The organism is Ideonella sp. B508-1, assembly GCF_000333615.1.
GTDB lineage: Bacteria > Pseudomonadota > Gammaproteobacteria > Burkholderiales > Burkholderiaceae_C > Ideonella.
Genome location: NZ_BADL01000148.1, coordinates 1 through 11,229 on the forward strand (window position 1 = coordinate 1; position 11,229 = coordinate 11,229).

General features: G+C 70.3%; 15 protein-coding genes. 7 read left to right on the top strand and 8 right to left on the bottom strand.

The window, feature by feature from the left end; translation table 11 throughout:
- Positions 1 to 35: 35 nt before the first annotated feature.
- The 3 genes from I73_RS30770 to trpE all read right to left on the bottom strand — a co-directional run bounded on the left by I73_RS30770 (position 36) and on the right by trpE (position 3,317).
- Positions 36 to 485 (bottom strand): DUF6160 family protein, encoded by a 450-nt coding sequence (locus tag I73_RS30770; RefSeq protein ID WP_022979885.1) that lies wholly within the window; start codon positions 483 to 485, stop codon positions 36 to 38.
- Positions 486 to 682: 197 nt separating this feature from the next.
- A complete protein-coding gene (locus I73_RS06600; protein ID WP_085944575.1) occupies positions 683 to 1,684 on the bottom strand; it encodes an AraC family transcriptional regulator in 1,002 nt (333 codons plus the stop codon).
- Positions 1,685 to 1,841: 157 nt separating this feature from the next.
- The gene (gene trpE, locus I73_RS06605; protein ID WP_022979887.1) at positions 1,842 to 3,317 is read right to left on the bottom strand and encodes an anthranilate synthase component I; all 1,476 of its coding nucleotides are present in this window, start codon (positions 3,315 to 3,317) and stop codon (positions 1,842 to 1,844) included.
- A 344-nt stretch (positions 3,318 to 3,661) separates the two neighbouring features.
- Here trpE and I73_RS06610 point away from each other — a divergent pair, with 344 nt between their 5' ends.
- Positions 3,662 to 4,585: an energy transducer TonB gene (locus I73_RS06610; protein ID WP_085944576.1), complete on the top strand. Its 924-nt coding sequence runs from the start codon at positions 3,662 to 3,664 to the stop codon at positions 4,583 to 4,585.
- An 18-nt stretch (positions 4,586 to 4,603) separates the two neighbouring features.
- Here I73_RS06610 and gph read toward each other — a convergent pair whose 3' ends face one another.
- From gph to I73_RS06630, 4 genes are all read right to left on the bottom strand, one after another.
- Positions 4,604 to 5,305, bottom strand: a complete 702-nt coding sequence (gene gph, locus I73_RS26390; RefSeq protein ID WP_022979889.1) for a phosphoglycolate phosphatase — start codon at positions 5,303 to 5,305, stop codon at positions 4,604 to 4,606.
- Positions 5,306 to 5,371: 66 nt separating this feature from the next.
- A complete protein-coding gene (locus I73_RS32085; protein ID WP_022979890.1) occupies positions 5,372 to 5,962 on the bottom strand; it encodes a hypothetical protein in 591 nt (196 codons plus the stop codon).
- The gene (locus I73_RS26395) at positions 5,959 to 6,354 is read right to left on the bottom strand and encodes a hypothetical protein (protein ID WP_022979891.1); all 396 of its coding nucleotides are present in this window, start codon (positions 6,352 to 6,354) and stop codon (positions 5,959 to 5,961) included. Before I73_RS26395 ends, I73_RS32085 begins: the two co-directional genes overlap by 4 nt.
- Positions 6,355 to 6,376: 22 nt before the next feature.
- A complete protein-coding gene (locus tag I73_RS06630; RefSeq protein ID WP_148289710.1) occupies positions 6,377 to 6,754 on the bottom strand; it encodes a DUF883 family protein in 378 nt (125 codons plus the stop codon).
- Positions 6,755 to 7,001: 247 nt separating this feature from the next.
- Between I73_RS06630 and I73_RS06635 the strand changes: the two genes are divergently transcribed.
- The 4 genes from I73_RS06635 (at position 7,002) to I73_RS06650 (ending at position 9,895) form a co-directional block, all read left to right on the top strand.
- Positions 7,002 to 7,409 carry a hypothetical protein gene (locus I73_RS06635; RefSeq protein WP_022979893.1) on the top strand — a complete coding sequence of 136 codons (408 nt, stop codon included), beginning with the start codon at positions 7,002 to 7,004 and terminating at the stop codon, positions 7,407 to 7,409.
- Positions 7,410 to 7,560: 151 nt separating this feature from the next.
- Entirely contained in the window at positions 7,561 to 8,133 is a 573-nt protein-coding gene (locus I73_RS06640) for a YfiR family protein (RefSeq protein WP_051049076.1), read from the top strand.
- A 5-nt stretch (positions 8,134 to 8,138) separates the two neighbouring features.
- Positions 8,139 to 9,365: a sensor domain-containing diguanylate cyclase gene (locus tag I73_RS06645; protein ID WP_022979895.1), complete on the top strand. Its 1,227-nt coding sequence runs from the start codon at positions 8,139 to 8,141 to the stop codon at positions 9,363 to 9,365.
- A 17-nt stretch (positions 9,366 to 9,382) separates the two neighbouring features.
- Positions 9,383 to 9,895, top strand: coding sequence for an OmpA family protein (locus I73_RS06650; protein ID WP_022979896.1), 513 nt, complete (start codon positions 9,383 to 9,385; stop codon positions 9,893 to 9,895).
- Between the two features lie 20 nt (positions 9,896 to 9,915).
- Here I73_RS06650 and rpe read toward each other — a convergent pair whose 3' ends face one another.
- Positions 9,916 to 10,599, bottom strand: coding sequence for a ribulose-phosphate 3-epimerase (gene rpe, locus I73_RS06655; protein ID WP_026096398.1), 684 nt, complete (start codon positions 10,597 to 10,599; stop codon positions 9,916 to 9,918).
- 73 nt (positions 10,600 to 10,672) lie between these two features.
- Between rpe and apaG the strand changes: the two genes are divergently transcribed.
- Together apaG and I73_RS06665 are read left to right on the top strand one after the other, a co-directional pair.
- A complete protein-coding gene (gene apaG, locus I73_RS06660; RefSeq protein ID WP_022979898.1) occupies positions 10,673 to 11,047 on the top strand; it encodes a Co2+/Mg2+ efflux protein ApaG in 375 nt (124 codons plus the stop codon).
- Positions 11,047 to 11,229, top strand: a 183-nt coding sequence (locus tag I73_RS06665; protein WP_026096399.1) for a hypothetical protein, incomplete at its 3' end; no start/stop codon positions are given. The genes apaG and I73_RS06665, both read left to right, overlap by 1 nt.

Here is an 11,229-nt window from a genome sequence, read left to right on the forward strand (position 1 = left end):
GCCCACGCTGTGCCCCATCGTGATCGAGCCGACGGTCACGCTCGGCGCCAGCTTGCTGTCCAGGTGGCGTTCGGGAAGGCGAACTGGACCACGTCGGAAGCGCCGTCGTAGACGCCGTTGGTGACCAGGTTGTTCAGGTTGGTGCCGATGGCGGTGGGATCGTTGCCGAGGTACTTGCCCATCGAGGTGGCCACGGCATTGACGAAGGTGCCCGCCGTGTTGGCATCACCGGCCTTCAGGATGTCGATGGTCATCACGAACATGCCCTTCACACCGATGTTGTTGAAGGACACGGAACCACCGGTCGTGTCGGTGTCGGTGTACTTGAAGCTGCCGATGTTGATGTTCAGGTCACCGGCGATGGACACGCCGTCCTGGCCGCTGACGGTGGACAGGGCGTCGTCTTCGATGGCGGTCATGGCCGAGGCGGACAGGGCCAGGGCCGACAGGGTGGCCAGAACGGCAGCGCGCAGTGCGAATTTCATGCTTGTCTCCTAGATATGCGTTGTGGGATCAGGTCGCCAATTTCGCCAGAACTCCGAGGGGTTGGCCTGTCGAAATCGCGGAGGTGATCTTCGGCGGCGAGCCTCTTGGCTGCACTGACCGCAGCGGCCAAGCTCATGGCTTCAACGACCCACTGGGAAAGGTCCCAAGAGGGTTCCCACCAAGGGGAACCGCGCACTCAGTGCGTGCAGCGGAACTCGCTGGGCGAGCAACCGAACCAGCGCTTGCAGGCGCGGTAGAAGGTGCTGGGATCGGCAAAGCCCAGCGCGAAGCTCACCTCGGTGGGCGTGGCGCCACCGGCTTCCAGCAGACGGCGCGCAGTCTCCCGCCGGGTCTCGTCCACCAGGTCCTGGAAGGAGGTGCCCTGGTCGCTCAGATGGCGCTGCAGCGTGCGCTCGCTCATCCGCAGCTCGGCGGCCACCTGCTCGCGCCGCGGATCCCCGCGCGAGAGCTGCCGGGCGATGGCTTCGCGCACCCGCGCGACGAGGCTGCCGCCCTGCTGGGCGATCAGGCGCTCGGCCAGCTGTTCGCTGAGATCCGCAATCATCGGATCGGCCGTGGGCACGGGCATGTCCAGCAAACGGCGGGGAAAGTCCATGGCGTACACGGCCGCGCCGAATTGCACCGGCGCACCGTAGGCCTTCTCCCAGGGCCCGGTGTCCTCGGGCGCCGGAAAGGGGCAGAACACGCGCTCGGGCCACATCTGCTGACCCAGCAGCCACCAGATGCCCTGCAGCACGGTGTAGGCCATGAAGTCGTAGCGCTGCGAGGCCGCCGGCCGGGCACCGGGCGATACCTCCACCCCCACCCGCACCTGATGCGCGGTGAGTTGCACACTCATCGCGGTGGTGGGCGAGATGACCCCGGTGAAGCGCTCCAGCCGCTGCAGCGCGGTGCGGATGTCCGGTGCCGCCATCACCAGATGGGCCATGCCGCCCAGCCCGATCATGGGCTGGCGCGGCGTCATGCGCAGACCGATGGCCGGGTCCTGGGTGCGAGCCACGGCATGTCGCCAGGCGGCATCGAACAGGTCGGCCAGGGTCTCGGCCGGCAACACCGCCTCCAGCGAAGCCACCCCGCCTTCGCCCAGCAGGAAGGCATCCAGATCCAGACCACAGCGGGAAAAACCGTCATGCATGGCGCGATAGGCGCACAGCTGCCGCAATGGAAGGGTGTTCATGCCGACTCCGGAAGACGCCGCCCGCCGTCAACATCACGGCGAGATAAAAAAGCACGGGCGTGCTTTTTTGAGTCCTCTACAGTAACAAAGCGGCAACAGGCCGACCACCCAGGGTTACCCCGGAGCGGTCGACCTCATCCCATGAACAAGGGAACGCTCAGAAACCTTCTTCGACCAGCTCGGCCGCGCGGATCAGGGCGCGCGCCTTGACCTCGGTCTCGCGCCATTCCATCTCGGGCACCGAATCGGCCACCACCCCGGCGCCCGCTTGCACGTACAGCGTCTGGTTCTTGACGATGCCGGTGCGGATGACGATGGCCACGTCCATGTCGCCGGCAAAGCTCAGGTAGCCGCAGGCGCCACCGTAAATGCCGCGCTGCACGGATTCGAGCTGGTCGATGATCTCCATCGCACGGATCTTGGGCGCACCACTGAGCGTACCCGCCGGGAAGGACGCCTTGAGCACATCCAGGTTGCTCATGCCCTCCTTGAGCAGGCCCTCGACATGGCTGACCATGTGCATCACGTGCGAGTAGCGCTCGATGGCGAAGGCCTCTGTCACCTTGACCGAGCCGGTCTTGGCGATGCGGCCCACGTCGTTGCGCGCCAGGTCGATCAGCATCACATGCTCGGCCCGCTCCTTGGGGTCGGCCAGCAGCTCGGCCTCCAGGACCTTGTCGGCCTCGGGCGTGGCGCCGCGCGGACGGGTGCCGGCGATGGGGCGGATGATGACCTTCTCGCCCTCGGGCGTGTGCTCGTGGCGCACCAGGATCTCCGGCGAGGAGCCGACGATCTGGAAGTCCCCCATGTCGTAGAAGTACATGTAGGGACTGGGGTTGAGCGAGCGCAGCGCGCGGTACAGGCTCAGCGGGCTCTCGGTGTAGCGCTTCTGCAGTCGCTGGCCGATGACGATCTGCATGCAGTCGCCCGCGGCGATGTAGTCCTTGGCCTTCTGCACTGCAGCCTCGAAGTCGGCCTTGGCAAACTCACGCTCCACCGCATAGCTGGGGCCGCGCTTCACGGCCGGCGCGGTGACGCTGTAGCGCAGCTTGTCGGTCAGATCGGCCAGGCGCCGCTTGGCGTTGAAGAAGGCTTCCGGGCGCGAAGGATCGGCCCAGACAATCAGGTAGAGCCGGCCCGACAGGTTGTCGATGACGGCCAGTTCCTCGGTCTGCAGCAGCAGGATGTCGGGCGTGCCGATGCCACCGGGTTGGGTCGTGTGCGCCAGCTTCTTCTCGATGAAGCGCACCGTGTCGTAGCCGAAGTAGCCCGCCAGCCCGCCGCAAAAGCGCGGCAGCCCCGGCGGCAGGGCCGGCTTGAAGCGGGCCTGGTACTCGGCGATGAAGTCCAGCGGATTGCCCTCGTGCACCTCGACCACCTGGCCATCGGTGACGACCTCGGTGCGCGGGCCGGTGGCGCGCAGCAACGTGCGCGCGGGCAGGCCGATGAAGGAATAGCGGCCGAAGCGCTCGCCGCCGACGACCGACTCCAGCAGGAAGCTGTTGGGCTGGCCGCCGGCCAGCTTCAGGTACAGCGACAGCGGGGTTTCCAGGTCGGCAAAGGCCTCGGTGATCAGGGGGATGCGGTTGTAGCCCTGAGCGGCCTGGCTCTTGAATTCGAGTTCGGTGATCACAGTCGTTCTCCTCGTCCCGCGCCGGTGAGGGTCAGGCCATCAAGGGCCTGGGCGGCGGGCATGTTCTCGGGGGCCGCGGCACCCAACAGGGCCGCGACGGAATCTGATTCAGGCGAACCAGCGGCGCCAGGGCCAGGCTCCCCGGTCGTGCGTGAACGACTGCCGTTTGCGCGAGGTGAACATGAGAAAGAGTGTAGCAGCGCGTCGGCAACATCCCCCCGGATTGAAGTCCCACGCGCATGCACAGGCCATGGACAAGCGGTCACTCTGTCGTCACACTCGCCGATTCAGTGGTTGCCCATCAGGCAACGTGACGACATCACACGACAACAGGGGCCATCGCCATGGGGCGTCGTTGGGTGAGGCAGGCCGCCGCCATGGAGCGCGGCCTGGAGAAGAAGGCTGCGCCTGAGGCGCCGAGGCCCGCAGGGCGGCATCTGACACTGCACCGCTGGGTGCAGGCGGCCCTGCTCTGGCCGCTGTGTGTCGGCAGTTGGGCACAGTCCCCCCCGCCGGCCCCGGTGCCGGTGCCGGACACGCAAGGCCTGGAGATCAGCGACCGGGTCAAGCGCGACGCCGAACGCCCGATGTACTGGATCCGGCGCCTGGGCGAACAGACCGCGGGCCAGGACAAGAGCGCGCAGGAGCGCAGTGCCGACAAGGCCGCTGCCGAACGCGCGGCCCGCGCGATCCGCAACGACAAGCCCGAGAAGCCGGTCCCCGCAGCACGGACCGCCACGCCGGAGCCGGCCCCCGGCCCCGTCCAGACCACGCGTGACAGTGCCGCGCCCGCGCCGCTCGCCAGTCAGTCCAAGCCGCCTGAGCCACAGACCACGCCAGCGCTGGCCCATGCCGAGCCCGGGGCCTCCGCGCCCGAGGCGCCACTGGCCCGTGCCTCCGCCGCCACGGGCGGATCGACGACCCCGACCAGCGACCACGCCGCGATCACCGACGTGGCCATGACCACCCCCGAGCACCATCCGGGGCCCGCCGCGCCCCCCCCGCCCCAGGCCGCGGAGACCCTGGTGCTGCGCCCCGGCGAATCCCTGGCCTTGCCTGACAGCCTGATGCGCCGCATGCGCCGCGGCTCGGTCGAGGTGAAGGTGCAGGTGGCGCCCGACGGCAGCGTGATGGATGCCACGATCGTGCAGAGCAGCCACCCGCGGCTGGATCAGCCTGCGCTGGAGGCCATCAAGGCCGCGCACTTTCAGCCCGTCACGCGCCCCACCACGGCGATCATCCAGTTCGGCTTCGACCTGGACAGCTGAACGCCATCGCCCGCGGGCTCAGCGTCCGCGGGGGCGCAAGGCGCCCAGATCCAGCGCATCCAGCCGCGCCAGCACCGCATCGGGATGGGCCGACTCGGGCGGCTCGCCGTGGTTGTAGCCGTAGGCCATCAGCACCACGGGACAGCCGGCCGCGCGCGCGGCGCGGGCGTCGTTGCTGGAGTCGCCCACCATCAGCGTGAGGGAGGGAGTGCTGCCCAGGGCCTCGCAGGTCTTGCGCAGCGGCAGCGGGTCCGGCTTGGTCCGCTCGAAGGCGTCGCCGCCGAACACATGGGAGAAGAAGCCGTCCAGGCCCTTGGCCTGCAGCAGCGGCTTGGCGAAGGCCGTGGGCTTGTTGGTCAGGCAGGCCAGCTTCAATCCCGCATCATGCAGTCGGGTGAGGCCCTCCACCACGCCGGGATACACCGCGGAGGCCTGGCCATTGATGGCCAGGTAGTGGCGCTGGTAGGCCGACCACAGGGCCTCGTAGTGCGCCGCGTCGGCCTGCACATGGGCCAGCGTGCTGCGCAGCAGGTGGGCCGAGCCCTTGCCCACGGTGTGCTCGATGAAGGCGCGGTCCACACCGGACAGGCCCAGTTCGGCCAGACTGCGATTGAGCGCCAACTCGAAGTCGCCCAGCGTGTCGACCAAGGTGCCGTCCAGATCGACGATGGCGGCCTGCCAGGGATGCGGGGTCGTCTGGAGAGCATTCTGGGAAGACATGGACAGCTCGGCGTGCGCGTGGTGTTCGGATGGGGAGATTGTCGCCGCCGTCCGCCGCCAGGCGATTCAGCCCGCAGGTTCGACCGGTGCCGCCGAATCGGGTGCCACGGGGGGCTCCGGTGCCGCCGAGGCGGCGGCGCGGGCCGCGCTGAACTGCTGGATCCAGCCCAGCAGCAGCAACTGGACGGCGGGGTCGCTGGCCTGCCGCCAGACCCAGGCGCCCAGGCTGCCCCGCCAGTGGCCGGCCCGACGACCGGCCCAGCCCCACCACCAGCGGCGCGACGCCACCAGGGCGCCCCCGAGCAGCGCGGCCCCGGCCAGTGCGGCCAGCGGGTGGCGCCGCACCACCGGCAGCACCGCCGTGCGAAATTCCTCGGCCCCCTGCTGGGCGGCCGCGGCCAGGGGCTGGCGCTGCCACCAGCGCTCCACCCAGGCCATCGCCGCCAGCCCGAGGGGCGTGCGCCCCAGCTCGCGCCGCAGCAAGCGCCACCAGGGGCGAAGCCCCCGGCCCCCCCCACCCGCGGCATCCGCAGCCGCGTCGGGCAGGGCCTGCGCCCGCAGGCGGGCCCGAGAAGCCGCCAACCGCGCCAGGGCCTGCTGCCGGGGCGTGACGGGGCCGGCCGCGGCGTCGGGCACGCCGTCCTGCGCCGCGCTCATGAACGCGAAGCCTCTTGCCAGAGCGCCTGGTCCTGGGCCCATTGCTCACGCCAGAGCGCGGCATCGAACACCGCCGGTCCTTGGCTGCGGCTGAGCTGCCACAGCGCCAGGCCCAGCGCGGTGGCGCCCAGCCCGCCCGGCAGGGCCAGCAGCACCCAGGCCGCGGGCATCTGCGCCGTCGGCAGGGCCGCGGCCAGCAGCAGGGCCACGCCGCCCAGCCCCAGGGCCATCAACGCCAACAAGGCGGCCACCGCCCACCACAGCAGGCGTTGGCGCCAGCGCCGCGCAGCCTCCCCCAGTTCGGCCTGGGCCAGGGCAGCGTAGGCCCCGGCATGGTCGGCCAGCAGGTCCGGCCGGCTGGCCAGGGTGTGGAAGAAGGGGTGGATGAGCATGGCAGGGCCGATCGGCAGAGGGTCAGGTCTGGCGGCGCGAGCGGGCCAGCCAGCCGATCAGGCCAGCCATGGCCGCTCCAGCGGCCGCCGCGATCAGCACCGACTTTACCGGCTCGTCGCGGATGTAGGCCCGGGTCTGGTCCCCGGCCTCTTCCAGGCGCTCGCGCGCCCGGTGGGTGACGTCGCGGGCCTGGTCGCGGGTGCGGGCCGCCAGGGCCTCCGCCTTGCCGACGGCGCGCGAGAGCGAAAAGGCGGCCTCGTCACGGGCTTCCTGGACCTCGGCCTCGGCCTTGTCCAGGGCGCGGCCCGTGGCGCGGCGGGTGCCTTCGATGGCCCGCTCGGCCAGATCGGCGGCGCGGTCCATTTGTTGATCCAGGGCGGCAGCGGTCTTTGCAATCATGGGCAATCCTCCTGTGCGAATGAAGACGTGATGTCGGTCAAGTTCGTCCATCCAGTGTGGGATGGCGGGGCCACGCCACACCACCGGCCGCCGCCGCGTCGGCCTGTCGGTCATCGGGCGGCGCCGCTGTAGGCGTCGGCCGACCTACGCCATGCGGGCGGCCTTGGGAAGAAGGGGCAAGTTCCTACACACATGCCCAGGACTTGCGGACACGATGAGCGCCTGTTGAGAAGTCTTTTGAATCCCGATGTGCCCGACCCTGCAGCATCCGACCGCGCATGCGCCCGATCATGCCGAGATCCGAGATGCCTCCCCCCCTCCTGCGGCGCCCGCCGCCCTGGCGATCGACGCCATTCCCTTCGGTCCGGACGCCACCGTGGCGGGTGAGCTGGACATCGCCTTCAGCACCCACAAGTCCGTCGTCGTGCGGGCCCAGGTGGTGTTCGTCGGAGAGACCCCGGCAATGGAGGTGTCCCTGGTCGTGCCACGGGCCCACTGCCGGGATGGTCAGCCCCTGCTGTCGGCGCTCAAGGATGCCGCGCTCGCCGCGATCGATCGCAACACCCACGCCTGGGAAAGCGCCGGCCTCACGCCGCGGCGCCTGTCCATCCAGGTGAACCAGCGCTGGTACGCGCTGTACGGCTTCGCGGGCTGAGCGGCCTTTGCGGCGATTTCCCCACAGTCGCCTTCACTAGCGCACGCTCGCGCGGGCTGTCGTCTGCCGCGTCAAGGCAGGCCGGTCCGGGATGGACGCCGGCCCCACAGAATGGCTCACAGGGCTTCGCCCCTGTGCAGCCGCTGTGGTCATGCCTTCCCCCTTCCCATCTGATCCGCACCAGACCCTGCTCAGCCTCCGTTGGATGACGCTGGGCGCACTGTTGCTGGGCGTCGCCCCGCTGGTGCAGGCGGGTGCGCCGCTGGCGGCGGCGGAATCCGAGTTCGCCCCCGCCGAGGTGGTGAGCCGCATCGTGGCCTACACGCGCTGGCCCGGGACGCCACGCCCGCTGCTGGCCTGCATCAGCCGACAGGGTGAAGGCACGGCGGCCCTGATGGCGCGGCTGCAGGCGCCTGACGCCGCACGGCCCGTGCTCACGCGCGAACTGCTGGCGGACGCGCCGGTGCCCGCCGCCTGCGACCTGGTGCTGTTCGCCGGCTGGAGCCCGGCACGGCAGCAGGCGGCCCTGCAGGCACTGATCGGGCGGCCCGTGCTCACCCTGGGCCCCGGAGCCGACTTCTGCAGCGATGGCGGCATGTTCTGCCTGGAAACCCGCGGTGACGGCACGCACTTCGAGGTCAATCTGGACGCGGTGGCGCGCAGCGGCCTGCGCATCCATCCGCAGGTGCTCAAGCTGGCGCGCCCCGGGGGGAAGGCCGGATGAGCCCGATGACGCATCCCGAGCCCCTGCGCCGCGTGCTGCGGCGAACCCAGTTGCGGGTCGCGGCCATCGCCACCGGCGTGGTGGGCGGCCTGCTGATGCTGGCCTCGGCCATGTTGCTGCGGGCCAGTGCACAGAACCACCTTGAACTGGTCGCGCGCTCCCTGTCCTACACCGTGGATGCGGCCGTGGTGTTCCGCGACAGCCAGGCAGCCAGCGAGATCCTGGCCGATGTCGGCCGCTCCGAGCATTTGGCCCAGGCCGAGATCCGGCTGCCCAGCGGCCGGGTCCTGGCCCGCTACCAACCCCCGGCACCCGAGACACTGGAAGACCGACTGGCCGCCCTGCTGCCGGTCTTCGAAGTCGAGCAGCCCGTGCGCGCCGATGGACAGATCCAGGCCACGCTGCGGGTGCGGACGCAGGCCCGCCTGCTGGTGCAGGCCGCTGGCTGGGGCCTGCTGGGCCTGCTGGCGGGGGCGCTGGCCATCCTGCTGGCGGTGCGCCGCGCCGCACGGGAGGTGGCCGACCGGGTCGAAGCCCCTCTGCTGGCCCTGGCCGCGCAGACACGGACCATCCGCGAAGCCCAGGACTTCGACCGCCGCGTGCCCTCGGCCACAGTGCAGGAGATCGATGCGCTCGCGCGCGACTTCAACGCCCTGCTGGCCCAGGTTCAGTCGCAGCGCCAGGCGCTGATGCAGCGCCATCTCGCGCTGCAGAGTGCGCACGATCAGCTGGCCCACCAGAGTCGACTGGACGCCCTCACCGGCATCGCCAACCGGGCCTGGTTCGAGCACTGCCTGGCGGTGGCCATGGGCCGCCCCCGCCCGCCGGGCGAGCGCATGGCGGTGCTGTTCATCGATGTCAACGACTTCAAGCGCATCAACGACGAACACGGGCACGAAGCCGGTGACCGCGTGCTGACCGCGCTGGCAGGCCGCCTGCGCGGCTGCGTGCGCGAAAGCGACCTGGTGGCACGCCTGGGCGGGGACGAGTTCGTCGTCCTCATCGACCCGCTGCGCCAACGGGAAGACCTGGCGACGCTGGAGCACAAGCTGAGGGCCGCCCTGGCCCAGCCCGCCGAGGACCTGGGCACGCCCGAACGTCGGCTGCCCGGCGTGAGCATCGGCACGGCGGTGTTCCCCGACGACGGCAGCAGCCCCGAGGCCCTGCTGCGGGAGGCCGACCGCCAGATGTACCGCCGCAAGCCCCACTCGGCCTCGCGCGAGCGGCCCTGAAATCCAAGGAGACCCCGATGCCCCCGCTTCCGACACGGCGCCAGTGCCTGATCCAGTCCCTCGCCGGGCTGTGCCTGCCCCCGGTCGTCCTGCTGTCCGCCTGCCAGACGCCCGCCCCCGCCCAGTCGCCCCTGCAGAGAGAAGCCCGGCTGCGCGAACTGGGTTTCTCGCCCTCGGACGAGGGCTGGACCCTGAACCTGTCGAGCAAGCTGCTGTTCGCCTTCGACGCCGATGCCTTGGACGCCGCCCAACGCCAGCACCTGCTGGAACTGGGCAGCTCGCTGGCGGCGCTGGGCGTGGGGCAGTTGCGCATCGAGGGCCACACCGACCTCAAGGGCAGCAGCGGCTACAACCTGCAGCTCTCGCTGCGGCGGGCCGAGGCCGTGGCCCAGGTGTTGCGCGAGAGCGCGCTCTACGGCGCGCAGCTCACGGTGCGCAGCCGCGGCAAGGAACGGCCGGTCTGCACGGAAGACACCGAGGCTTGCCAGTCGCAGAACCGGCGCGTGGTGCTGATCGTCCCAGCACTCTGAGGGCGCAGGGCGCCTCCAGCTCAGCGCGCCAGCTCGGCGCGCATGGCGTCGATCACACCCTTGTAATCGGGCTTGCCGAAGATGGCGCTGCCGGCCACGAAGGTGTCGGCGCCCGCATCGGCGATGCGGCGGATGTTGTCCACCTTGACGCCGCCGTCCACCTCCAGGCGGATGTCACGGCCGCTGGCGTCGATGATCTTGCGGGCCTTCTCCAGCTTGCGCAGGGCCGAATCGATGAAGCTCTGGCCGCCGAAGCCGGGGTTCACGCTCATGATGAGCACCAGGTCCACCTTGTCGATCACCCACTCCAGCACGTCCAGCGGCTCGGCCGGGTTGAACACCAGGCCGGCCTGCTTGCCTTCGCCCTTGATCAGCTGCAGCGTGCGGTCCACATGGGCCGAGGCATCGGGGTGGAAGCTCACCAGGTCGGCGCCGGCCTGGCAGAAGGCCTGGGCCAGCGCATCCACCGGCTGCACCATCAGGTGCACGTCGATCGGCGCGGGCGTGCCGTCGGGCTTGACCGCGTGCGGGCGCAGGGCCTGGCAGATCATCGGGCCGAAGGTCAGGTTGGGCACGTAATGGTTGTCCATCACGTCGAAATGGATCCAGTCGGCCCCGGCGGCCAGCACGTGGCGGACCTCCTCGCCCAGACGGGCAAAGTCGGCGGACAGGATGCTGGGGGCGATGCGGTAGGTCGGTGCCATGGAACTGGTGCCCGCCAATGGGGCCTAAGCCGTGAAAACCTGTGATTTTAAGGAGCCTTGCTAGGATCAACGCATGACGCCAGCCCAGTTCACCTGCACCGTCGTGACGCAGTACCTGCCCGAGCAATCCTCGGCCAGCGAGGGCCGCTACGCCTTTGCCTACACGATCACCATCCGCAACACCGGCCCCGTGACCGCGCAGCTGGTGGCCCGCCACTGGCGCATCACCGACGGCCATGAGCACACCCAGGAGGTGCGGGGCCTGGCCGTGGTCGGCCACCAACCGCTGCTCAAGCCGGGCGAGACCTTCGAGTACAGCAGCTGGGCCCAGATCGCCACGCCGCAGGGCCGCATGGAGGGCACCTTCTTCTGCATCAGCGAGGACGCCCACTGGTTCGAAACCCCGGTCGGCCCCTTCGACCTGGTCCAGACGAGGGCCCTGCACTGATGGCCGGCATCCGCTGGGACCTGACCGCCCTGCTCAATGCCGCCCACGCGCCGGGCAGCCCGGTGGAGCGTCACCTGTGGCTGGTGCATCTGCTGGAATGGCTGCGGCACGAGGGCGGCGAGGCCCCCGAGGGCGAGCCCGGCGCCAGCGGCACCCCCTGGCCGGTGCGCCGCCTGCGCCAC